The organism is Halomonas sp. SL18_1, assembly GCF_055755715.1.
The window spans coordinates 610319-634358 of record NZ_JBVTRK010000001.1 but is presented as its reverse complement, the minus strand read 5'-3'; the positions used below and the strand labels follow the sequence as shown (position 1 = coordinate 634358).

Sequence of the window (24040 nt, the reverse complement as noted above, 5' to 3'; positions counted from 1 at the left end):
CCGTCCGTTCACTCGATGCGCCCCTCCTCGACGCCGTGACAGGCCACTTCGCTGCCGTCGCTTCTGGCAATCAGCTGCGGCACTTCCCGCTGACAGCGCTCGTTGGCATGGGGGCAACGCGGATGGAAGGCGCAGCCCGAGGGAGGATGCACCGGGTTGGGCACCTCGCCTTCGATCATGGTGCGCTCCTTGCCCGCGCCCTCCAGGGACGGCACCGCGGCCAGCAGCATCTTCGAGTAGGGGTGGTGCGGCGTGGCAAAGAGCTGCTCGGCGGGGGCGATCTCGGCGATGCGCCCCAGGTACATCACCGCGATGCGATCGGCCATGTGCTTGACCACCGCCATGTCATGGCTGATGAACAGGTAGGTCAGCCCATACTGATCCTGCAGGTCACGCATCAGGTTGAGGATCTGCGCCTGCACCGACACGTCCAGCGCCGAGGTGGGCTCGTCGCAGATCATGAACTCCGGCTCGTTGGCCAGCGCTCGGGCAATCGAGATGCGCTGACGCTGGCCGCCGGAGAACTCGTGAGGGTAGCGGTTGGCGTCGGGCGCCGACATGCCCACCTGCTCAAGCAGCTCGCCCACTCTCCGGCGGCGCTCGGTGGCGCCGAGCTCGGGCGGAAGACCCGCAGCGGCTCGCCGATGACGGCGCCCACCCGCCACAGCGGGTTAAGGCTGGCGTAGGGGTCCTGGAAGATCATCTGGAAGCGCCTGCGCACCGCCGCGGCCTGGCGCCCGGTGCGGCTCGCCAGGTCGCTGATCTCCTCGCCGTCGAACACCAGCTTGCCACGAGTCAGGCCGTAGAGCCCCACCACCAGCCGGGCCACCGTGGACTTGCCACAGCCCGACTCGCCCACCAGCGCCAGGGTCTCGCCGCGGCGGATGGCGAAGCTCACCCCGTCCACCGCCTTGAGGGTCAGCTTCTCGCCGCGCTCCAGCACCCGGTTGAGCCAGGGCTTGGAGACATCGAAGTGACGCGCCAGGTCATGAGCTTCCAGCAGGGTGTCACCCGACGCCGCCGCCGTCTTCTTCACTGCGGTATCAGCGCACATGGCTCACCTCCTCTCCTGCGACTGTTGCCGCTGACCGCGGCGGCAGCGGATCGTCCGGGTCGTGCAGCCAGCAGGCCGCCTGGCCGGCCCCGGCCGGCATTAGGTCCGGACGCTCGCGCCGGCAGCGCTCCTGGGCATGGGGGCAGCGCGGGTTGAAGGCGCAGCCCTCGGGAATCGCCGCCAGCCGCGGCATGGCCCCCTCGATCTGGTAGAGCCTATCGAGACTCTTCTCGATACCGGGGATCGAGGCCATCAGCCCCTCGGTGTAGGGGTGCTGAGGGTGGCGGATCACCTCGTCCACCGGCCCGATCTCGATGAGTCGCCCGGCATACATCACCGCCACCCGGTCGGCGGTCTCGGCGATCACCCCCATGTCGTGGGTGACCAGCATCACCGCGGTGCCGTGCTCGGCACAGAGGCGCTTGAGCAGCGCCAGGATCTGCGCCTGCACCGACACATCCAGGGCCGTGGTGGGTTCGTCGGCAATGATGAACTCCGGCTCGGCGGCCAGCGCCAGGGCAATCACCACCCGCTGGCGCATGCCCCCGAGAACTGGTGGGGATAGGCGGCAAGGCGCGTCTCCGGCGCCGGAATGCCCACCTCGCGCAGCAGCTCCAGAGCCCGCTCCCGGGCCTGCTTCTCGTTCATCGGCAGATGGGCGCGAATGGTCTCCACCAGCTGATCGCCGATCGAGAAGAGCGGATTGAGGCTGGTCAGCGGATCCTGGAAGATCATGCCGATATGGCGGCCACGCAGCGGCACGAACTGCTCTTCCGGCAGGTTATCGATACGCTTGCCACCCAGGCGCACCTCGCCGTCGGCGATACGGCCAGGCGGCTCGAGCAGCTGAATCACCGCATTGCCGGTCATCGACTTGCCCGCACCGGACTCGCCCACCACGCCGAGGACCTCCCCCGGGGCGATATCGAAGGAGACGTCGTCGAGCGCCACCAGGGTGCCGTGGCGGGTGGGAAACTCCACCCGCAGATGCCGCACGCTAAGGACCGGCGTCTCACCCTGTTCGCCCCTGGCCTGGGGCGCGGGGCGTGGATTATCGGAGCTTGGGGTTGAGGACATCACGCAACCAGTCTCCCAGCAGATTGACGGAGAGCGCCAGCATCAGCAGCGCCACCCCGGGGAAGAGCAGGATCCACCACTCTCCCGAGAACATGTAGTCCTGGCCGACCCGGATAAGGGTGCCCAGGCTCGGCTGGGTGGCCGGCATGCCGACCCCCAGGAACGACAGCGTGGCCTCGGCGATGATGGCCAACGCCAGGCCGATGGTGCCGATCACCAGCACCGGACGCATCACGTTGGGCAGGATATGCTGGAACAGGATCTTGGGCGCCGGCAGGCCGATGACCCGCGCCGCCTGCACGTACTCCTTGCCCTTCTCGACCATGGTGGCCCCGCGCACCGCCCTGGCGTACTGCACCCAGTCGGAGAGGCCGATGGCGATGATCAGCACGATGATCGCTACCTCGGCATGCATCGAGCGCGGCAGGAAGCCGCGGATCACGCCGAAGATCAGCAGCGCCATCAGGATCGACGGGAAGGTGAGCTGGACATCGGCGATGCGCATGATCAGGGCATCGCGCCAGCCACCGCGGAAGCCCGCCATCAGGCCGAGCGCGGTGCCCAGCACCAGGGCGAAGAGTACCGCGGCGAAGCCCACCAGCAGCGAGATGCGCGAGCCGTAGAGAATCGCCGAGAAGACGTCGCGCCCCTGGCTGTCGCTGCCCAGCAGATAGAAGTTGCCGGTGAACTCCGAGGTCGTCAGTGGCGCGCTGAAGGCGTCGATCAGTTCCAGCTCCCGCGGATCGAAGGGATTCTGCGGCGCGATCCAGGGGCAAAGAGCGCCCCGGCGAACATGATCAGAGTCACCAGGGTAGCCAGAATGACCACCGGCTGGCGCTTCCAGGAGTAGACGATGTCGCTCTCCAGGAAAGTGCGCCACTTGCTCGGCTTGGGCGGTAGATGGGCGCCTCCGGCGTCGGTTTCGGTTGCTGGCTCATTTGCCACCTCCCTGCGCGCGCAGGCGTGGATCCACGGCGTAGTAGAGCAGGTCCACCACCAGGTTGATGACCACGAACACCAGACCGATCATCATCAGATAGGCGGCCATGACCGGGATATCGACGAAGCGCACCGCGGTAATGAACAGCGCCCCTACCCCTGGCCACTGGAAGACCGTTTCGGTGATGATGGCGAAGGCGATGATGGTGCCAAGCTGAAGGCCGATGATGGTGATCACCGGGATCATGGTGTTCTTCAGCGCATGACGCAGGTTGACCACCCGCTTGGAGAGCCCGCGGGCCCGGGCGAACTTGATGTAGTCGGTGCTGAGCACCTCGAGCATCTCGGCGCGCACCAGGCGCATGATCAGCGTCAGCTGGAAGAGCCCCAGAGTGATCGCCGGAAGGATCAGCGAGCGCAGCCCGCTGGCGGTGAGCAGCCCGGTGGTCCACCACTCTCCCAGGCGCACCGTTTGCCCGCGACCGAAGGCCGGCAGCCAGCCCAGCTCCACGGCAAACAGGTAGATCAGCAGCACCCCGATCAGGAAGGTCGGCAGCGAGACGCCGATCAGCGAGGTGGTCATGATGAACTTCGACAGCCAGCTGCGGCGACGCAGGGCGGTATAGATCCCCAGGCCGATGCCCATGACCACGGCGAAGATCGCCGAGATGATGGCCAGCTCCAGGGTCGCCGGCAGTCGCTCCATGATGAGATCGGTCACCGGGCGCGCCGAGCGGTAGGAAATGCCGAATTCGAACTGGGCGGCATTGACGATGAAATTCCAGAACTGCACCACCACCGGCTGGTCGAGACCGAGCTGGGCCCGCAGCGCGGCGCGATCGGCCTCGGTGGCCTCCTGCCCGAGCATGTTGAGCACCGGGTCGCCGACGTAGTGGAACAGCGAGAAGGCGATAAGCGCGACCACGAACATCACGAAGATGGCCTGCAGCACGCGCTGGATCAGAAACGCTAGCATGGGATCACCAAATAACGACGATACCCCTGGCCGCTTGTGGCGGCCAGGGGTCGTGCCTCGAGAGACTTACTGGTTGAACTTCAGATATTTGAAGTGCGGCGTGTTCTCGCTCTGCACCTGGAAGTCGATATCGTCGCGCATCGACCAGGTCAGCATCTGATGGTGGATCGGGATGTAGACGATCTCGTCATGCACGATCTGCCAGGCTTCCGCGATCATCTCGTTGCGCGCCGCCTCGTCGGTCTCCTGGCCCATGGCCACGGTCAGCTCGTCGACCCGCTCATCGCTGTAGCCGGTGAAGTTCCAGGTGCCGCGATCCTCCTCCTTGGTGTGGTAGAGGTAGTTGAAGACGTACTCCGAGTCCATGGTGGGCACGCCCCAGCCGAGCATGTAGAAGTCATACTCGCCGCGGGCCAGCTCCGCGAAGTGCAGCGAGCGGGTCTGGGCCACCAGGTCCACGGTGATGCCGATGCGCGCCAGCATGCTGACCACCGCCTGGCAGATCTGCTCGTCGTTGACGTAGCGGTCGTTGGGGCACTGCAGGGTGACGCGGAAACCGTCGCCGTAGCCGGCCTCTTCCATCAGCTGCTGGGCGCGGCCCACATCAGCCGGCAGCACCACATCCATCTCCTCGCTGTAGCCGTTGACGAAGGGCGGCGCGATCATCCCGGCGGGTTCGGAGTTGCCGCGCATCACCGCGGTCTGAATGGTGTTGGCATCCACCGCCAGGTTGATCGCCTCGCGCACGCGGCGGTCGGCGAAGGGATTGTCGTCGGTGTCGACGGTCTCTAGCGTGGCCGAGGCCAGGTCCATGCCCAGGAAGATGGTGCGGTTCTCGGCGCCCTGCTCGTTCTTCAGACCCGGGGCGTTGGCCAAACGCTCGATGTCCTGTACCGGGGTCTCCTGGAGCAGGTCGACCTCACCGGAGAGCAGCGCCGCCACCCGAGTGGCCGACGATTCGATGGGGGTGAACACCAGCCGCGTGATCTCCATCGGGTAGTGATCGATGCCCCAGTAGTCGTCGTTGCGCACGAAGACGGTGCGCACGTCCGGCTCGCGGCTCTCGACCCGGAAGGGGCCGGTGCCGTTGGCGTTGCGCACCGCATAGGTCTCTTCCCCGGCGGCGTAGTTCTGCGGGTCCTCGACGCCGTGCTCCTCGGCCCACTCACGGCTCATGATGAACAGGTTGGTGAGGTTGTTGGGCAGCAGCGGATTGGGGTCGTGGGTCTCCACGTGCACGGTGTAGTCGTCGGCAGCGCGCACCTCAGCGATGGAGGTGAGCAGGCCGCGCATGTCGGCGTGCTCGTGGCGGGCGCGGTTGAGGGAGAAGACCACGTCGTCGGCGGTCAACGACTGCCCCTCGTGGAAGGTCACGCCCTCGCGGATCTCGAACACCCAGATCTTGGGGTCGTCCGGGTGAACATACCAGTCGGTGGCCAGGCCCGGCTGGTAGGCTACGTCCATGTCCTGATAGATGAGAGTGTCGAAGATCTGGTGGTTGACCGAGTGGGTCGGCCCCTCGTTCTGGGAGTGGGGGTCCATGGTCAGGCTGTCCGCGGAGCGGGTCCAGCGCAGGGTCTCGGCATGAGCGGCGGAGGCCAGCATGGCACCAATCACGGCGCTGGCCAGTACGGTCTTCTTGAGCATCTTGTTGTTCCTCGTTCAAGCGTTTGATGGGCTCTCGCCCTTGGCGTCGTTTTTCCCACACCTTAGTCAAGATTGCCAGCCCGACGAGGAACGCGGCTTTCAGCGTTATTTCGACTCTGGTCCTTGCATCAGCCCCATGCCGAGACAGCTCGCCGCCCGATCTACCGCTCGAAGACCACGGTGCGCCTGGCGTGGAGGAAGACGCGGCGCTCCACGTGCAGGGCCACGGCCCGGGCCAGGGTCAGGCACTCGATGTCGCGCCCCTTGGCCACGAGGTCCTCCGGATAGTCGGCGTGGCTCACGGGCTCGATCCCCTGGGTGATGATCGGCCCTTCGTCCAGGTCGTCGTTAATGTAGTGGGCGGTGGCGCCGACCAGCTTCACGCCCTTCTCATAGGCCTGGTGGTAGGGCTTGGCGCCCTTGAAGCCGGGCAGCAGGGAGTGGTGAATGTTGATCGCGCGGCCGCTGAGCTTCTCGCACATCTCGCTGGAGAGCACCTGCATGTAGCGGGCCAGTATCACCAGCTCGGCGCCGGTCTCCTCGACCACCGCCCACACCTGCGCCTCCTGCTCGGGCTTGGTGTCGGCGGTGATCGGGAAGTGGTGATAAGGGATGTCGTGCCACTCCGCCAGGGGCGCCAGGTCCGGGTGGTTGGAGACGATGGCGCGAATGTCGATGGGCAGCTGGCCGATACGGTAGCGATAGAGCAGATCGTTGAGGCAGTGATCGGCCTTGGAGACCATGATCACCACCGGCATGCGGGTGCCCGGGGGGTGAGCTCGAAGAGCATGTCGAACTCGGCGGCCCGACCCGCGAACTCGGCCTCGAAAGCCGCCTGATCGAACCCGTCCGCCTCGGGACGAAACTCCGTGCGGATAAAGAAGCGCCCGCTCAGGCGGTCGTCGAAGGAGTGCTGCTCGGTGATATAGCAGCGGCGCTCCTTGAGAAAGCGCGTGACCACGTCCACGGTGCCGAGCTGGCTCGGGCACTGGGCGGTGAGGATCCAGGTATTGACACTACGGCTCATTACTAACTCTCCTATCACCAGAGGCCCGGATTATCGTTCTTGGGGCTGATCCGGCGACAGGTCTATGCGGGGCGCTGTGAATACCTCCCTGTACGCTACCGATTCCATCCCTGGAATCGGACCCCCGCTGCGACCTGCCCCCGGCGCCCCTCGTCCTACCCAATAGCGGGACGGGTGGAAAAGGCTCAGCGCTCGACGCCGATAGCGTACTCCGCGCCCGCATCCAGAATCCAACGATAGCAGTAGTCGGCGAAGCTGCGGCGCAGCACCAGCTCCCAGCGATGCTCGCTGGGCCGACGCAGGATCAGGTTGGCCTTGGCGAACACCGTGGTGACGCCCTTGCCCACCGGAAAGGCGTCCGGGTGCACGTCGTAGGGCGTCGACTTCATCAGAAGCTCCCGGGCCATCTCGCCCTCGAGCTCGATCAGGGTCTGACCGCCGCTGACGTTGACGATGGCGTAGTGGGCGTCGCCCAGCGCCTCGCGCAGCTTGCCCTCCAGGGCGAACTCCTCGCCGCCGGGGACGATCAGGAGCCACTCGTCGGGGAGAGCCACTGGATCGAGCGCTCGCCGCCGTCGTCATGGGCCAGGGTATTGGGGCGCCCCGGCAGGCCGAAGCCGAGCACCTGGCGGACGGCCTCGTCGATGACGATGGCCCCGCCGCGCAGGATCAGGTGACCCAGCATGGCGCGCTCGCGCAGCACCACGCGGCTCTTCTGGCTGACCGCCGGGCGGCCGGTCCTGTGATAGGACCAGGCCAGCGGGGACTCGGCGGGCACCTCGGTCTCGGGGCGCGCGTCGTAGAGGTTGAACCAGGTGGCAGTTTGCTCAGACATGCTGGCGCTCTCCCTTGGGATCGACAAAGATCGGGCTGACGATTTCGGCGGCGTGGGTCTTGCCGTCGGCCATGGGCAGGTAGACGGTCTCGCCCATCCGCGAGTGGCCGCCCTTGACCACGGCCAGTGCAAAGCCGCTCTTCAGGGTCGGGCTGTAGTAGCTCGAGGTCACGTGGCCCACCATGGGCATGGGGATGGCGTGATCCGGGTCGAAGACGATCTGGGCGCCCTCCTCCAGCACCACCGCCGGGTCCTTCGGCCTGAGGCCCACCAGCTGCTTGCGGTCGACGCGCCGGGTATCGGAGCGCGACAGGGCCCGCTTGCCCACCCAGGAGTAGGGCTTGTCGTAGCCGACCGCCCACTGCATGCCCAGGTCCTCCGGGGTCACCGAGCCATCGCTGTCCTGGCCGGCGATGATAAAGCCCTTCTCGGCGCGCAGGACGTGCATGGTCTCGGTGCCGTAGGGGGTCAGACCGTACTTCTCGCCGTGCTTGAACAGCGTCTTCCAGACGTGCAGGGCGTAGTTGGCCTGGACGTTGATCTCGTAGGCGAGCTCGCCGGTGAAGGAGATGCGGAAGACCCGCGCCGGCACCTCGGCGACCTTGCCCTCGCGCCAGTCCATAAACTTGAAGCTCTCCTTGGCCAGGTCGATGTCGGTGATCTCGCCCAGCAGGTTGCGCGCCTCGGGCCCGGTCACCGTCATGGTCGCCCAGTGGTCGGTCACCGAGGTGAAGGTGACGTCGAGCTCGGGCCACTCGGTCTGGTGCCACAGCTCCAGCCATTCCATGACCCCGGCGGCGCCGCCGGTGGTGGTGGTCATCAGGAAGTGGTTCTCGGCCAGGCAGCTGGTGGTGCCGTCATCCATCAGCATGCCGTCGTCCTTGCACATCAGCCCGTAGCGGGCACGACCGGGCGCCAGCTTGGCCCACTTGTTAGTGTAGATGCGACCCAGAAACTCCCGGGCATCCGGCCCCTGGATATCGATCTTGCCCAGGGTCGAGGCGTCGAGAATGCCGACCTTCTCGCGCACCGCCAGGCACTCGCGGGCCACCGCTTCCGCCATGCTTTCGCGTTCGCCGTTCGCGGCGTCGGGGCGTACTTGTGGAAAATACCAGGGGCGCTTCCACTGGCCCACGTCCTCGAACTCGGCGCCGTTCTCCACGTGCCACTGGTGCAGGGCGGTGTAGCGCTCGGGGTCGAACAGCTCACGGCAGTGGCGGCCGGCGATGGCGCCGAAGGTCACCGGCGTGTAGTTGGGCCGGAACACCGTGGTGCCCACCTCGGGGATCGACTTGTTCAGGCAGCGCGCGGCGATGGCCATGCCGTTGATGTTGCCGAGCTTGCCCTGGTCGGTGCCGAAGCCCATGGCGGTGTAGCGCTTGACGTGCTCGATGGACTCGAAGCCCTCGCGGGTGGCCAGCTCGATGGCCGCCGCGGTGACGTCGTTCTGCAGGTCGACGAACTGCTTGGGCGCGCGCAGGGTGGGCTTCTCGTGGGGCACCTGATAGAGCGCACAGGCCTTGCCCTCGCGGCGGGCATCGACCTGGGGCAGCTCGATGGCCTGGGCCGTGCGGCCCAGCGCGGCCAGCGCCTTCGCCGCCGCGGCCACGCCGTCGGCCAGCCCCTCGGCCAGGTCGTGGATCCCCCGGGCGCTGCCGGCGGCGTGCACGCCCTTCACCAGGCTGGGCACGAAGCCGAGGATCTCATCGTTCCAGGTGGGCCGGGCACCGGTGTGGGAAGCCAGGTGGATCACCGGGCTGTAGCCGCCGGAGCTGGCGATGGTATCGCAGGCCAGGGTCTCGGCCTGGCCGGTCACCTTGAACGCCTGGGCATCGAGGGTGGCCACCCGGGCACCGCTGACGCGGCTGCCTCCCTTGGCCTCGATCACCGCGGCGCCTTCGATGATGCGGATCCCGCGGGCGCGGGCCTGCTCCACCAGCTCGCCGTCCGGCGCCTGGCGCGCATCGACGATGGCCACCACCTCGCGGCCGGCGTCATCCCAGTCCAGGGCGGCGCGATAAGCGTGGTCGTTACTGGTGGAGAGCACCAGCTTGTTGCCCGGCACCACCCCGTAGCGGCGGATATAGGTGGAGACGGCGCCGGCCAGCAGGTTGCCCGGGACGTCGTTGCCGGCGTAGACCAGCGGCCGCTCGTGGGCACCGGTGGCCAGCAGCACCTGACCGGCACGCACGCGGTGCATGCGCGAACGGGAGGGGCGGCAGCCGTCCACGGTCGGCGAGGTCTCACCGAGATGCTCGGTGCGCCGCTCGTGCAGGGTCACGAAGTGGTGGTCGTGATAGCCGTTGGCGGTGGTACGGGCCAGCAGGGTGACGTTGTCGAGCCCGGCGAGTTCCTCCAGCACCTGCTCGGCCCACTGGGCGGCGGGCTGGCCGTCGAGCAGCTCGCGGCTGTCCAGCAGCGAGCCGCCCATCTCCTCCTGCTCGTCGGCCAGAATCACCCGGGCGCCGCTGCGGGCCGCGGTCAGCGCCGCGGCGAGGCCGGCGGGCCCGGCGCCGATCACCAGCAGGTCGCAGTGCTGGTTGAGGTGATCGTAGCTGTCCGGATCGGCTTCCATGGGGCTGCGGCCCAGGCCCGCGCCCTTGCGGATGTACTTTTCGTAGGTCATCCACATGGAGGCCGGCGCCATGAAGGTCTTGTAGTAGAAGCCCGGCGGCATGAAGCGACCGCCCAGCTTGCCCACCAGGCTCATGACGTCGCGCTGGACGTTGGGCCAGCCGTTGGTGCTGCGCGCGACGAGCCCGTCGAACAGCGCCTGCTGGGTGGCGCGCACGTTGGGCACCTGGGCCGCCTCGGTGCTGCCCAGCTGAACCAGCGCATTGGGCTCCTCGGCGCCGGCGGCGACGATGCCGCGCGGGCGCGAGTACTTGAAGCTGCGGTTGACGATATCCACCCCGTTGGCCAGCAGCGCCGAGGCCAGGGTGTCACCGGCATGGCCCTGGTAGCGCTTGCCGTTGAAGGTGAAGGTCAGCCGGCGGGAGCGATCGATGCGCCCGCCCTCGTTGAGGCGATTCGGCTGATTGGACGACTGGCTCATGCCTTGACTCCTTCCTTGCGCTCGACCACTTCCGCCCTGGAGGCGACGCTCTCGGCGGCCTCGGCCGGCCGGCCATCGGGATGCTCGGCGGTGAAGCGTGGCCGCTCGCCGACCTTGTAGCTCTCGAGGATCTCGTAGCTCACGGTATTACGCGTGACGTTGAAGAACTTGCGACAGCCGACGGCGTGCACCCACAGCTCGTGGTGAATGCCGCGCGGATTGTCACGGAAGAAGAGGTAGTCACCCCACTCCTTGTCGGAGCAGGCCTCGGGCTCCGCGGGGCGCGCGATGTGCGCCTGGCCCTTGGGACGGAACTCCTCTTCCTCGCGGTGCTCCTCGCAGTGGGGCAGTAGATAAGAAACATGGGATTGCCTCCTTAGTGAGCCACGCCGGCCGCACCGTGCTCGTCGACGAGAGCACCGGTATGGAAACGGTCGATGGAGAACGGGGCCGCCAGCGGATGGGCCTGGTTCTTGGCCAGGGTCCAGGCGAACACGTGGCCGGAGCCGGGGGTGGCCTTGAAGCCGCCGGTGCCCCAGCCGCAGTTGAAGAAGAGCCCCTTCACCGGCGTGGCGGAGAGGATCGGGCAGGCGTCCGGGCAGGTGTCGACGATGCCGCCCCACTGGCGGTTCATGCGTACCCGCGAGAAGATCGGGAACATCTCGACGATGGCCTGCAGGGTGTGCTCCACGGTGGGGTAGCTGCCACGCTGGCCGTAGCCGTTGTAGCCGTCGATGCCGGCGCCAATCACCAGGTCGCCCTTGTCGGTCTGGCTGATGTAGCCGTGCACGTGGTTGGACATCACCACCGTATCCAGCACCGGCTTGAGCGGCTCGGAGACCAGCGCCTGCAGCGGGTGGGACTCCAGCGGCAGCCGGAAGCCGGCCATCTTGGCCAGCACGCCGGAGTTGCCCGCTGCCACGCAGCCCACGGTCTTGGCCTCGATGTCGCCGCGGTTGGTGTGCACCCCGTAGACGCGGCCGTCGCGGATCTTGAAGCCGGTGACCTCGGTGTTCTGCAGCAGGTCGACGCCCAGCGCGTCGGCGGCCCGGGCATAGCCCCAGGCCACGGCGTCGTGGCGCGCCACGCCCGCCCGCGGCTGCCAGGAGGCGCCGAGGATCGGGTAGCGGGCGTTCTTCGAGCAGTCCATGATCGGCACGATCTCCTGGATCTCCTCGGGGGTGAGCACCACGCTGTCGATGCCGTTCAGGCGGTTGGCGTTGACCCGGCGCTGAACGTCGCGCATGTCCTGCAGGGTGTGGGCCAGGTTCATGACGCCCCGCTGGGAGAACATGACGTTGTAGTTGAGGTCCTGGGAGAGCCCCTCCCACAGCTTCATGGCGTGCTCGTAGAGGGCCGCCGACTCGTCCCACAGGTAGTTGGAGCGCACGATGGTGGTGTTGCGGGCGGTGTTGCCGCCGCCCAGCCAGCCCTTCTCCACCACGGCAACATTCTTGATGCCGTGCTCCTTGGCCAGGTAGTAGGCGGTGGCCAGGCCGTGGCCGCCGCCGCCGACGATGATCACGTCGTACTGCTTCTTGGGCGTGGGATTGCGCCACTGGCGCTCCCAGTTCTCATGGTGGCTGAGCGCGTGCTTGGCCAGCCCGAATCCTGAATAGCGTTGCATCTCGTCTCTCCTCGACCGGCCCCGGCGGGCGGGGCCGTTACCCTAGGCGTTCAGGCGGTGGCGGTTTCGTGGGCCGGGGCGGCGGTGGCGACCCCGTAGACCGGATGGCGCTCGCAGAGCGCGGCGACCTTCTCGCGCACCTCGGCCTCCACGGCATCGCTGTTGCGCTGCTCGGCCAGCACATCGAGGATGTCGCAGATCCAGCCGGCCAGCTCGGTGCACTCGGCCGCATCGAAGCCGCGGGTGGTCACCGCCGGGGTGCCGATGCGCAGGCCGGAGGTGACGAAGGGGCTCTGGGGGTCGTTGGGCACGGCGTTCTTGTTGACGGTGATATGGGCGCGGCCCAGCGCCGCGTCGGCGTCCTTGCCGGTCACGCCCTGCTTGATCAGCGAGACCAGGAAGAGGTGGTCGTCGGTGCCGCCGGAGACGACGTCATAGCCGCGCTCCACGAACACCCCGGCCATGGCCCGGGCGTTGTCGATCACCCGCTGCTGGTACTGGACGAAGTCCTGGCTCATGGCCTCCTTGAAGGCCACCGCCTTGGCGGCGATGACGTGCATCAGCGGACCGCCCTGCTGGCCCGGGAAGACCGCGCCGTTGAGCTTCTTGTAGAGGTCCGCATCGCCGTGGGCGGAGAGAATCAGGCCGCCGCGGGGGCCACGCAGGGTCTTGTGGGTGGTGGTGGTGACCACGTGGGCGTGGGGCAGCGGGCTCGGGTAGAGGCCGGCAGCGACCAGGCCCGCCACGTGGGCCATGTCGACCATGAACCAGGCGCCCACCTCGTCGGCGATGGCGCGGAAGCGGCGCCAGTCGACGACCCGGGCGTAGGCGGAGAAGCCGGCGATGATCAGCTTGGGCTTGTGGCTGCGCGCCAGGCGCTCGACCTCCTCGTAGTCGATCTCGCCGGTCTCCGGGTTCAGGCCGTACTGCACGGCGTGGTAGTGCTTGCCGGAGAAGTTCGGCGCCGCCCCGTGGGTCAGGTGGCCACCGTGGGCCAGGCTCATGCCCAGCACGGTGTCGCCCGGCTTGACCAGCGCCATGAAGGCCGCGGCGTTGGCCTGGGCGCCGGAGTGCGGCTGGACGTTGGCGTAGTCGGCGCCGAACAGGTCGCAGGCGCGGTCGATGGCCAGCTGCTCCACCACGTCGACGTGCTCGCAGCCACCATAGTAGCGCTTGCCCGGGTAGCCCTCGGCGTACTTGTTGGTGAGCTGGGTGCCCTGGGCCTCCATCACCGCCCGGCTGGCGTAGTTCTCGGAAGCGATCAGCTCGACGTGGGCCTCCTGGCGCACCACCTCATCGGCAATGGCGGCGGCGATCTGGGCATCGAAGGCGGCGAGAGACATCGGGTTCATGACTGACTCCTGTTGTTATCGGGGGTGGCAGGCTGTTCCTCGAATCTATCGGCGACCCGCCCACGTGAAAAATTTGAAATCCTTATGCGCAGATAACCGCTGCGCAGCCTGTCGGGCTCACAGGTCGATTAAAGGCCAGGGGGGCAAGAATGAATTGAACAAATGCGACAGGCTTGCTGAACGTACGCCGCGGGAACGCCGGCACTCTGCGTCTCTTCCGGCGGCGTCATGCCGAGGATCCGGGTCGGGGAGGCGAAGCCACCAAGGCTCCCCTAAGGCCTTGTAAGAATGGGTTCATCGCAGACTGGCGTGAACTGGCTCTGTGGGAGGGACGGTTCGACGCCTCGACTTCAGCTCGCGAAGTAGCGCGCAGCGCTACCCATGGGGCGCCTGCGGCGCCTTCGCCCGGCAGAGCCGGCCTCCCACCATAAAACCTGCCAAACATGTTCACGCTAAAGTGCGAAGAACCTTGAAAGAATGGCGCTCTTTTCCTGCCCGCCGCTATCCCGAGCGCTGGAGACGCTCGCCGATATGCGCGACCAGGTGGTCGACCAGCAGCCGGATCTTGGGCGACAGGTGTCGGTGGCGCGGGTAGACCGCCCACACCGCGGTATCGCGATACTGAAAGTCGCCGAGCACCGAGACCAGCTCGCCGGAGGTCAGGTAAGGCGCCACGTAGTAGTCCGGCAGCTGCGCCAGCCCGAGCCCCTTGAGGGCCGCATCGAGCAGCGCCGACCCCGAGTTGGCCTGCCAGCGCCCTTGGACCCTCACCTCGCGGCGGGAGCCGCGCACATCGAACAGCCAGAAGTCCCGCGAGCCGAGCAGGCAGCGATGGCGGGACAGCTCGGCCAGCGACTGGGGGCGGGCATGCTGAGCGAAATACTCCCGGGAGCCCACCACGTACTCCCGGCGTTCACACAAGCGTCGTGCGATCAGCGTCGAGTCCTTGAGCACGCCCATGCGGATGGCGATGTCATAGCCCTCCTCGATCAGCGCCACCTGGCGATTGGTGAAGTGCATCTGGACCTCGAGCTGCGGGTGCAGGCGCTGGAAGTCATTGACCAGCGGCGCCACGAAGCGCTCGCCGAAGGTGGTGGCCGAGGTCAGCTTGAGGAGCCCCTTGGGGCGGTGCTGCAGGTCGTCGATGGCGGCCTCGGCCTCGCGAAAGCCGTCGAACAGGCGGTGGCAGTGCTCATAGTAGAGAGTGCCGGCATCGGTGAGGCGGATCTGCCGGGTGGTCCGATAGAGCAGCTGGGTGCCCAGATGATTCTCCAGCTGGCCGACCAGGCGGCTGATATGCGAGGTGGACACCCTGAGGTGGCGGGCGGCGGCCGAGAAGGAGCCCAGCCGCACCACCTCGATGAAGGCCTCGATGCGATCCCAGCGTTGCATGACGGTCGATTCTCCGTGGGATTGTTGCCAGGTGGCAATAATCTTGTGAGCCAAGCCCCGTTTATCCCGCCTCCGCGGCTACCCTAGACTGGCGGGACACCGGCGTGGCGCTCGGCAGCCGCCGACCCACGCCTCGACGCATGGGTCTACAGGAGTCCACCAATGAAGTCACGCGCCGCCATCGCACTGCAACCCGGCCAGCCGCTGGAGGTCACCGAGATCGACGTCGAAGGGCCGAAGGCCGGCGAGGTGCTGGTGCGCATCAAGGCCACCAGCGTCTGCCACACCGACGCCTACACCCTGTCCGGCGCCGATCCCGAGGGCAATTTTCCGGCGGTGCTCGGCCACGAGGGCGCCGGCATCGTCGAGGAGGTGGGCGAAGGCGTCACCTCGCTGGCCGTCGGCGACCACGTCATCCCGCTCTATACCGCCGAGTGCGGCCAGTGCAAGTTCTGCCTCTCCGGCAAAACCAACCTGTGCGGCAGCGTGCGCGCCACCCAGGGCAAGGGCCTGATGCCCGACGGCACCAGCCGCTTCTCGCTGGACGGCAAGATGCTGCACCACTACATGGGCTGCTCCACCTTCAGCGAATACACCGTGCTCCCCGAGGTCTCCCTGGCCAAGGTCTCCAAGCAGGCGCCGCTGGACAAGATCTGCCTGCTGGGCTGCGGGGTGACCACCGGCATCGGCGCGGTGCTCAACACCGCCAAGGTGGAGCCGGGCGCCACCGTCGCGGTGTTCGGCCTGGGGGCCATCGGTCTCGCCGTGATCCAGGGCGCGCAGATGGCCAAGGCCGGCCGCATCATCGCCATCGACGTCAACCCGGACAAGTTCGAGCTGGCCCGCCAGTTCGGCGCCACCGAGTTCGTCAACCCCAAGGAGCATGCCGACCCGATCCAGCAGGTGATCGTCGACCTCACCGACGGCGGCGTCGACTACTCCTTCGAGTGCATCGGCAACGTCAACGTGATGCGCTCGGCGCTGGAGTGCTGCCACAAGGGCTGGGCGAGTCGATCATCATCGGCGTGGCCGGGGCCGGCGAGGAGATCTCCACCCGCCCCTTCCAGCTGGTCACCGGCCGGGTCTGGAAGGGCTCCGCCTTCGGCGGGGTCAAGGGGCGCAGCGAGCTGCCGGGCTACGTGGACCGCTACATGGCCGGCGAGCTCAAGATCGACGAGTTCATCACCCAGGATATGCCCTTCGAGCAGATCAACGAGGCCTTCGAGCTGCTGCATGCGGGCAAGAGCATTCGTACGGTACTGCATTATTAAATGCGCTTCGCTGATCCATGCCGATCAGCAAGTCATGCAGCACCGCTCAGGAACGGAGGCGTGCCATCTCATCACGGCGCTGCTGCGCAACAGCAGCGCCACTGTCTCGTTACCGACACTCACAGCGACCGCCGCATGCCAGTTTGCGACACGATTGTCGTGAATTACTGCATCCCGGTTTTTCGATAGGCAAATTTGAGCTGCGCTGACGCCGACAGAACGATTACCTTTCGATGGCATGCCCGTTAGCGACCTATGTCAGCGGCACGGCGCTGGCACATCCAATAACGATAACACCACTCCTCAGCCTCCCCAGGCCAACAATGCCGGAGTAATGCATGACCGACTCTCCTCAAACAGCCCGTCCTACTGCGACGCCTCAGACCCTGGGATTTCTTCTGCTGGACGACTTCACCCTGATCTCGCTGGCCTCGGCCATCGAACCGCTGCGCATGGCCAATCAGCTGGCCGGTCGTGAGCTCTACCGCTGGTACACCCTGACCCCGGACGGGGCGCCCGTGCGCGCCAGCGATGGCCTTCAGGTGACCCCGGATGCCGCCACCGGTATCCCGCTGGCGCTGGATACGGTGATCGTCTGCGGGGGCGTCGGGCCCAGCCGCAGCGTCCATCGCGAGCACGTCCATTGGCTTCAGGCCCAGGCACGCCAGTCGCGGCGCCTCGGCGCGGTGTGCACCGGCAGTTGGGCGCTGGCCAGTGCAGGGCTGCTTGACGGCTACGAGTGCAGCATCCACTGGGAGTGCCTGGCGGCCATGCAGGAGGCCTTCCCGAGGGTGGCGCTGACCACCCGGCTGTTCTCCATCGACCGTGACCGGGCCACCGCCTCAGGCGGCACCGCCCCCCTGGACATGATGCTCAACCTGATCGGCCGCGACCACGGCCGTGACCTCTCCGCCGGGATTTCGGAGATGTTCATCTACGACCGGGTGCGCAACGAGCAGGACCAGCAGCGGGTGCCCCTCAAGCACGTGCTGGGTACCACCCAGCCCAAGCTGCTGGAGATCGTCGCCCTGATGGAGGCCAACCTGGAAGAGCCCATCAGCCTCGACGAACTGGCGCAGTATGTCGATATCTCTCGGCGCCAGCTGGAGCGGCTGTTCCATAAGCACCTGCACTGCTCGCCGTCGCGCTACTACCTCAAGCTGCGGCTGACTCGAGCCCGCCAGCTGCTCAAGCAGACACCCATGTCGATCATCGAGGTCGCCTCGGCCTGCGGGTTCGTCTCCACGCCGCACTTCTCCAAGCGCTATCGCGAGTATTTTGGCATACCGCCCCGGGATGAGCGGCTGGGGACCTCGCGTCCCAAACAGCGCGCCGAGGTGACGGTAGCGCTGCCCCTAGCCGCAGCCAGCGTGCCCCAGGAACCGGTCTCGAGCGCGGTGCTGGCCCTGGCCCAGGCGCGCGGCGAACCCACCTACGCCAGCGTGCCGATCTAGATCTAGGTCTTTCACCTTTCCTTGCATGAGCGCGTGCCCCGGCCCTCGGGGCACGCGACTCTTTTCACGGCCCCGATGAGGTCTGCACGGCCTGCTTGTCGAGATCACGACAGCCGTGACGCTTTTGGAATTCCCCCTGTCGTTTCCAAGCGTCGGCCCGCTTCAGGGCGGCGCTATGCTGCCGGCAAATCAACAGCACTGCCGGAGCAGCCAACATGTCCCCGTCCGACCTGCATAACGACGCCATCGTCATCGACGGCCTGATCATCGCCAAGTGGAACCGTGAGCTCTTCGAGGACATGCGCCGTGGCGGCCTCACCGCCGCCAACTGCACCGTCTCGGTCTGGGAGGGCTTCCAGGCCACCGTGGACAACATCGTCAGGACCAACCAGCTGATGGCCGAGTGCAGCGACCTGGTGCGGCCGGTACGCACCACCGCGGACATCACCCGGGCCAAGGAGGAGGGCAAGACCGGCATCATCTACGGTTTCCAGAACGCCCACGCCTTCGAGGACCAGATCGGCTACGTGGAGATCTTCAAGCAGCTCGGCGTGGGCATCGTGCAGATGTGCTACAACACCCAGAACCTGGTGGGCACCGGCTGCTACGAGCGCGACGGCGGTCTCTCCGGCTTCGGCCGCGAGATCGTCGCCGAGATGAACCGTGTCGGCATCATGTGCGACCTCTCCCACGTGGGCGGCAAGACCTCCGAGGAGGTGATCCTCGCCTCCGAGAAGCCGGTCTGCTACTCCCACTGCCTGCCCTCCGGCCTCAAGGAGCACCCGCGCAACAAGTCCGACGAGGAGCTGAAGTTCATCGCCGACCACGGCGGCTTCGTCGGCGTGACCATGTTCACCCCCTTCCTGCGCGCCGGCATCGACGCCACCGTCGACGACTACGTCGAGGCCATCGAGTACGTGATGAACATCGTCGGCGAGGACGCCATCGGCATCGGCACCGACTTCACCCAGGGCCACGGCCAGGACTTCTTCGAGTGGCTCACCCACGACAAGGGCTACGCCCGCCGCCTGACCAGCTTCGGCAAGATCATCAACCCCGAGGGCATCCGCACCATCGGCGAATTCGGCAACCTCACCGAAGCGCTGCTGCGTCGCGGCTTCAGCGAGCGCCAGACCCGCAAGATCATGGGCGAGAACTGGGTCCGAGTACTGAAGGACGTTTGGGGAAACTGATCTAGCAAAGGCCGACACCGGATGCATTCGGGGCGCCGGGGCAGGCCGAAGAGGAGGTCATTTGCCATGGATGGCAAATGTAGCGCCCAGGGATGGGTTTACAGCGCCTCCTCGCAGGCCTGCCGCCGGAACAGCCCCCGAAACCGCCAAGCCAGATGGCGACTGCCAAGAACAACGATTATTGAGGAATGAGACCGTGACCAAGATGGCCCCCGAACTGCCCATCGACGTGGATAGCGAAACCGGCGTCTGGACCACCGACGCCCTGCCCATGCTCTATGTGCCGCGGCACTTCTTTATCAATAACCATGTGGCCGTGGAGGAGGCGCTGGGCGCCGAAACGTACGCCGAGATCCTCTACCACGCCGGCTACAAGAGCGCCTGGCACTGGTGCGAGAACAACGATTATTGAGGAATGAGACCGTGACCAAGATGGCCCCCGAACTGCCCATCGACGTGGATAGCGAAACCGGCGTCTGGACCACCGACGCCCTGCCCATGCTCTATGTGCCGCGGCACTTCTTTATCAATAACCATGTGGCCGTGGAGGAGGCGCTGGGCGCCGAAACGTACGCCGAGATCCTCTACCACGCCGGCTACAAGAGCGCCTGGCACTGGTGCGAGAAGGAGGCCGAATTGCACGGCCTGGAAGGCGTCGAGGTGTTCGAGCATTACATGCAGCGCCTCTCCCAGCGCGGCTGGGCAAGTTCGTCACCGAGGCCATCGACCTCGATGCCGGTACCGCCCGGGTGCGCCTGGAACACAGCGCCTTCGTCTATCAGCTCGGCAAGGTGGGTCGCAAGATCGAGTACATGTTCACCGGCTGGTTCGCCGGGGCCATGGACCAGATCCTCGCCGCCCGGGGCAGCGACCTGCGCACCGTCGCCGAGCAGACCCAGAGCGCCGCCGAGGAAGGCTGCGAGGTGGGCATTTTCGAGACCAAGCCGCTGACCGGCGCCATCCGCTGATCCCGGAACGAGGAGAGAGAACCATGGCATTCGACGCGATCTTCCAGCCGATCCAGATCGGCAAGCTCACCATCCGCAACCGGGTCGTCAGCACCGCCCACGCCGAGGTCCACGCCACCGACGGCGGCATGACCACCGAACGCTACGTCAAGTACTACGAGGAGAAGGCCAAGGGAGGCTGCGGGCTGGCCATCTGCGGCGGCTCCTCGGTGGTCTCCATCGACAGTCCCCAGGCCTGGTGGAGCTCGGTGAACCTCGCCACCGACCGGATCATCCCGCACTTCCAGAACCTCGCCAACGCCGTCCACCAGCACGGCGGCAAGATCATGATCCAGATCACCCACATGGGGCGCCGCTCCCGCTGGGACGGCTACAACTGGACCACCCTGCTCTCGCCCTCCGGGATCCGCGAGCCGGTGCACCGCTCCACCTGCAAGACCATCGAGGAGGAGGAGATCTGGCGCATCGTCGGCGACTTCGCCCAGGCCGCGCGCCGGGCCAAGGAGGGCGGCCTCGACGGCGTCGAGCTGTCCGCCGTGCACCAGCACCTGATCGACCAGTTCTGGAGCCCGCGGGTCAACAAGCGCGAGGACCAGTGGGGCGGCAGCTTCGAGAATCGCATGCGCTTCGGCATGGAGGTGCTCAAGGCGGTGCGCGCCGAGGTGGGCGACGACTTCGCGGTGGGCATGCGCATCTGCGGCGACGAGTTCCATCCGGACGGCCTCTCCCATGAGGACATGAAGCAGATCGCCGCCTACTACGACGCCACCGGCATGCTCGACTTCTTCGGCGTGATCGGCTCCGGCTGCGACACCCACAACACCCTGGCCAACGTCATCCCCAACATGTCCTTCCCGCCGGAGCCCTTCCTGCACCTGGCGGCGGGCATCAAGGAGGTGGTCAGCGTCCCGGTGATCCACGCCCAGAACATCAAGGATCCCAATCAGGCGCAGCGTATCCTCGAGGGGGCTATGTGGACCTGGTGGGCATGACCCGGGCCCATATCGCCGACCCGCACATCATCGCCAAGATCAAGATGGGCCAGATCGACCAGATCAAGCAGTGCGTGGGCGCCAACTACTGCATCGACCGCCAGTACCAGGGCCTCGACGTGCTCTGCATCCAGAACGCCGCCACCTCCCGGGAGTACATGGGCCTGCCGCACATCATCGAGAAGTCCGAGGGGCCCAAGCGCAAGGTGGTGGTGGTGGGCGGCGGTCCCGGCGGCATGGAGGCGGCCAAGGTGGCGGCCGAGCGCGGCCATGACGTCACCCTCTTCGAGGCCGCGGAGCAGCTCGGCGGCCAGATCACCATCGCCGCCCAGGCCCCGCAGCGCGACCAGATCGCCGGCATCACCCGCTGGTATCAGCTGGAGCTGGCGCGCCTCAAGGTCGACCTGCGCCTGGGCACCCGCGCCGACGAGGCCACGATCCTAGACCTCAAGCCGGACATCGTGGTGCTGGCCACCGGCGGTCAGCCCTTCCTCAGCCAGTACCCGGAGTGGGGCTACTCGGAGAAGGCCGAGGAGAGCCTGGTGGTGAGCACCTGGGACGTGCTCTCCGGCAAGGTCGCCCCGGGCAAGAACGTGCTGATCTATGACGCCATCTGCGAGTTCTCCGGCGTCTCGGCGGCGGACTACCTGGCCGACAAGGGCGCCAAGGTGGAGATCGTCACCGACGACATCAAGCCCGGCGCGGCGGTGGGCGGCACCACCTTCCCCACCTACTACCGCAGCCTCTACGAGAAGGAGGTGATCATGACCTCCGACCTGATGCTGCATAAGGTCTACCGCGAGGGCGACGGCCTGGTCGCGGTGCTCGAGAACGAGTACACCGGCGCCCTGGAGGAGCGGGTGGTGGACCAGGTGGTGGTGGAGAACGGCGTGCGCCCCGACGAGGCCCTCTACTACGCCCTCAAGGGGCAGTCCCGCAACAAGGGCCAGGTGGACCTGGAGGCGCTCTACGCCGCCCAGCCCCAGCCGTGCCTGAGCGAAGCGGGCGACGGCTTCCTGCTGTTCCGCCTGGGCGACTGCACGGCGCCGCGCAATACCCACGCGGCCATCTACGACGCCCTGCGGATCTGCAAGGACTTTTAACCCCAGCCATAAGCTGTAAGCCGGAAGCTGTAAGTGGGGAGGTAACTTACCGCTTACAGCTCAAGGCTTACGGCTTTTCATCGAGGAAGCCGAGATGCTCGAGACTCTGCTGCCGATATTGATCTTCGCCGCCCTGGGCCTGGCGGCGATCGGTGCCGTACGCCGTATCCGCCTGTGGCGTCAGGGGCGCCCCGCCGCCGTGCCGCTGTTCAAGGGCCTGGCCGCCCTGCCGCGTCGCTACCTAGTGGACCTGCACCATGTGGTGGAGCGCGACAAGGTGATGTCCAATACCCACGTGGCCACCGCCGGCGGCTTCGTGGCCGCCGCCGTGCTGATGATCCTGGTGCATGGCCTGGGGCTGGGCTCTTCAGAAGCACTGGGGGCGTGCTGGGCTGGCCGCTGCTGGCGACCAGCGCCGCCATGTTCGTGGGTAGCCTGTTCGTGGCGCGGCGCCGCCGCAACCCGCCGGCGCGCCTCTCCAAGGGGCCCTGGATGCGCCTGCCCAAGAGCCTGATGGCGTTCTCGGCGAGCGTGTTCCTGCTCACCCTGCCGACGCTGGGCATCCTGCCTGCCGGAACGGGCAGCGTGATCCTTGCCCTGGCGCTGGCCACGGTGCTGGTGTGGGGCCTGGGCGAAATGTTCTTCGGCATGACCTGGGCGGGCCGATGAAGCACGCCTTCGCCGGCGCCCTGCACTTGGCCTTCCACCGTCGCCCCGAGCGCTTTTCCACGAAGAAGGGGGCAGTGGCCGCTCCACCGGCCTCAAGGCGCTGGACCTGGAGGACGAGTCGGCGCCGCTGGGCGTCGAGAAGCCCGCCGACTTCACCTGGAACCAGCTGCTGGGCTTCGACGCCTGCGTGCAGTGCGGTCGCTGCGAGGCGGTCTGTCCGGCCTTCGCCGCCGGCCAGCCCCTCAACCCCAAGAAGCTGATCCAGGACATGGTGGTGGGCCTGGCCGGGGCAGCGATGCCAACTATGCCGGCTCTCCCTACCCCGGAAAACCCGTGGGCGAACACTTTGGCTCCCCCAAGGGCCCATTGTGGCGCGGGAAGGCACCGCCCTGGTGGATGCCGAGACCCTCTGGTCCTGCACCACCTGCCGCGCCTGCGTGGAAGAGTGCCCGATGATGATCGAGCACGTGGACGCCATCGTCGACATGCGTCGCCACCTGACCCTGGAACGGGGCCAGACCCCGGGCAAGGGCGCCGAGGTGCTCGACAACCTGATCGCTACCGACAACCCCGGCGGCTTCGAACCCGGCTCCCGGCTGCACTGGGCGGCGGACCTCGAGCTGCCGATAATCGCCGAACTGAAGCAGGTCGATGTCCTCCTGTGGCTCGGCGATGGCGCCTTCGATATGCGCAATCAAAGGACGCTCAGGTCGCTGGTGAAGGTGCTGCGCGCGGCGGGGGTCGACTTCGCGGTGCTCGGCAACGAGGAGCGCGACAGCGGCGACGTGGCGCGGCGCCTGGGCGACGAGGCGACCTTCCAGTCGCTGGCCAAACGCAATATCGCCACCCTGTCCAAGTACCGCTTCCAGCATATCGTCACCTGCGACCCCCACAGCTTCCATGTGCTCGGCAACGAGTACGGCGAGCTGGGAGGCGTGTACGACGTCCGACACCACAGCACCTATATCGCCGAGCTCCTGGAGGCCGGGCGCCTCGAGCTGGCGAACTGGAAGGGCGGCAGCGTCACCTACCACGACCCCTGCTACCTGGGCCGCTACAACGGCGAGTATGAGGCGCCGCGCAGCGTGCTGGCGGCGCTGGGGATCGAGGTCAAGGAGATGGAACGTTCCGGCTTCCGCTCGCGCTGCTGCGGCGGCGGCGGCGGGGCCCCCATCACCGATGTTCCCGGCGAGCGGCGGATTCCCGATATGCGCATGAACGACGTCAAGGAGACCGGCGCCGAGCTGGTGGCGGTGGGCTGTCCCCAGTGCACCGCCATGCTCGAGGGCGTGGTGGACGGCCCCGCCGAGGTGCGCGATATCGCCGAGCTGGTGGCCGACGCTCTGGTTGTCCCCGCCGACGCCAAGACCCAGTCCCGCAGGGGCACGCCGTTGCCGAGGAGGTGAGCG

General features: G+C 66.9%; 15 protein-coding genes and 7 pseudogenes. 7 read left to right on the top strand and 15 right to left on the bottom strand.

What is annotated here, in order from left to right; all coding sequences use genetic code 11:
- Window positions 1-8: 8 nt before the first annotated feature.
- From ACSJDS_RS03260 to ACSJDS_RS03190, 15 genes and pseudogenes are all read right to left on the bottom strand, one after another.
- A complete protein-coding gene (locus tag ACSJDS_RS03260) occupies window positions 9-560 on the bottom strand; it encodes an oligopeptide/dipeptide ABC transporter ATP-binding protein (protein WP_473032085.1) in 552 nt (183 codons plus the stop codon).
- Window positions 458-1054, bottom strand: coding sequence for an ATP-binding cassette domain-containing protein (locus ACSJDS_RS03255; RefSeq protein WP_473032084.1), 597 nt, complete (start codon window positions 1052-1054; stop codon window positions 458-460). The genes ACSJDS_RS03260 and ACSJDS_RS03255 overlap by 103 nt, the downstream gene beginning before the upstream one ends.
- Window positions 1044-1595: an ABC transporter ATP-binding protein gene (locus ACSJDS_RS03250; protein ID WP_473032083.1), complete on the bottom strand. Its 552-nt coding sequence runs from the start codon at window positions 1593-1595 to the stop codon at window positions 1044-1046. The genes ACSJDS_RS03255 and ACSJDS_RS03250 overlap by 11 nt, the downstream gene beginning before the upstream one ends.
- Window positions 1577-2131 carry an ATP-binding cassette domain-containing protein gene (locus ACSJDS_RS03245; RefSeq protein WP_473034964.1) on the bottom strand — a complete coding sequence of 185 codons (555 nt, stop codon included), beginning with the start codon at window positions 2129-2131 and terminating at the stop codon, window positions 1577-1579. Before ACSJDS_RS03245 ends, ACSJDS_RS03250 begins: the two co-directional genes overlap by 19 nt.
- Window positions 2106-3011: an ABC transporter permease gene (locus tag ACSJDS_RS03240; protein ID WP_473032082.1), complete on the bottom strand. Its 906-nt coding sequence runs from the start codon at window positions 3009-3011 to the stop codon at window positions 2106-2108. The genes ACSJDS_RS03245 and ACSJDS_RS03240 overlap by 26 nt, the downstream gene beginning before the upstream one ends.
- A gap of 54 nt (window positions 3012-3065) precedes the next feature.
- Entirely contained in the window at window positions 3066-4046 is a 981-nt protein-coding gene (locus tag ACSJDS_RS03235; RefSeq protein ID WP_473032081.1) for an ABC transporter permease, read from the bottom strand.
- A gap of 66 nt (window positions 4047-4112) precedes the next feature.
- Window positions 4113-5693 carry an ABC transporter substrate-binding protein gene (locus tag ACSJDS_RS03230; RefSeq protein ID WP_473032080.1) on the bottom strand — a complete coding sequence of 527 codons (1581 nt, stop codon included), beginning with the start codon at window positions 5691-5693 and terminating at the stop codon, window positions 4113-4115.
- A 161-nt stretch (window positions 5694-5854) separates the two neighbouring features.
- Window positions 5855-6720 (bottom strand): annotated as a pseudogene (purU, locus tag ACSJDS_RS03225) (formyltetrahydrofolate deformylase).
- Between the two features lie 185 nt (window positions 6721-6905).
- Entirely contained in the window at window positions 6906-7274 is a 369-nt protein-coding gene (locus ACSJDS_RS03220) for a sarcosine oxidase subunit gamma (protein ID WP_473032079.1), read from the bottom strand.
- On the bottom strand, window positions 7247-7555 hold the full coding sequence (locus ACSJDS_RS03215) for a hypothetical protein (protein WP_473032078.1): 309 nt from the start codon (window positions 7553-7555) through the stop codon (window positions 7247-7249). The genes ACSJDS_RS03220 and ACSJDS_RS03215 overlap by 28 nt, the downstream gene beginning before the upstream one ends.
- Window positions 7548-10610: a sarcosine oxidase subunit alpha family protein gene (locus ACSJDS_RS03210; protein ID WP_473032077.1), complete on the bottom strand. Its 3063-nt coding sequence runs from the start codon at window positions 10608-10610 to the stop codon at window positions 7548-7550. Before ACSJDS_RS03210 ends, ACSJDS_RS03215 begins: the two co-directional genes overlap by 8 nt.
- Window positions 10607-10974 (bottom strand): annotated as a pseudogene (locus ACSJDS_RS03205) (sarcosine oxidase subunit delta). The gene ACSJDS_RS03210 and the pseudogene ACSJDS_RS03205 overlap by 4 nt, the downstream one beginning before the upstream one ends.
- A gap of 12 nt (window positions 10975-10986) precedes the next feature.
- On the bottom strand, window positions 10987-12237 hold the full coding sequence (locus ACSJDS_RS03200) for a sarcosine oxidase subunit beta family protein (protein WP_473032076.1): 1251 nt from the start codon (window positions 12235-12237) through the stop codon (window positions 10987-10989).
- Window positions 12238-12287: 50 nt separating this feature from the next.
- Window positions 12288-13589: a serine hydroxymethyltransferase gene (gene glyA / locus ACSJDS_RS03195; protein ID WP_473032075.1), complete on the bottom strand. Its 1302-nt coding sequence runs from the start codon at window positions 13587-13589 to the stop codon at window positions 12288-12290.
- A 501-nt stretch (window positions 13590-14090) separates the two neighbouring features.
- Window positions 14091-14981: a LysR family transcriptional regulator gene (locus ACSJDS_RS03190; protein WP_473032074.1), complete on the bottom strand. Its 891-nt coding sequence runs from the start codon at window positions 14979-14981 to the stop codon at window positions 14091-14093.
- A 162-nt stretch (window positions 14982-15143) separates the two neighbouring features.
- On the opposite strand from ACSJDS_RS03190, the pseudogene ACSJDS_RS03185 reads away from it, so the two are divergent.
- The 7 genes and pseudogenes from ACSJDS_RS03185 to ACSJDS_RS03155 all read left to right on the top strand — a co-directional run bounded on the left by ACSJDS_RS03185 (window position 15144) and on the right by ACSJDS_RS03155 (window position 24037).
- Window positions 15144-16252 (top strand): annotated as a pseudogene (locus ACSJDS_RS03185) (S-(hydroxymethyl)glutathione dehydrogenase/class III alcohol dehydrogenase).
- Window positions 16253-16590: 338 nt separating this feature from the next.
- On the top strand, window positions 16591-17706 hold the full coding sequence (gene gbdR / locus ACSJDS_RS03180) for a choline metabolism transcriptional regulator GbdR (RefSeq protein WP_473032073.1): 1116 nt from the start codon (window positions 16591-16593) through the stop codon (window positions 17704-17706).
- A gap of 215 nt (window positions 17707-17921) precedes the next feature.
- Window positions 17922-18899, top strand: a complete 978-nt coding sequence (locus ACSJDS_RS03175; protein WP_473032072.1) for a dipeptidase — start codon at window positions 17922-17924, stop codon at window positions 18897-18899.
- Window positions 18900-19095: 196 nt separating this feature from the next.
- Window positions 19096-19296, top strand: a pseudogene (locus ACSJDS_RS03170) (DUF5943 domain-containing protein); the annotation flags it as partial.
- A gap of 26 nt (window positions 19297-19322) precedes the next feature.
- Window positions 19323-19867: pseudogene (locus tag ACSJDS_RS03165) on the top strand (DUF5943 domain-containing protein).
- Window positions 19868-19890: 23 nt separating this feature from the next.
- Window positions 19891-21962 (top strand): annotated as a pseudogene (dgcA, locus tag ACSJDS_RS03160) (dimethylglycine demethylation protein DgcA).
- 94 nt (window positions 21963-22056) lie between these two features.
- Window positions 22057-24037, top strand: a pseudogene (locus ACSJDS_RS03155) ((Fe-S)-binding protein).
- Window positions 24038-24040: the final 3 nt, after the last annotated feature.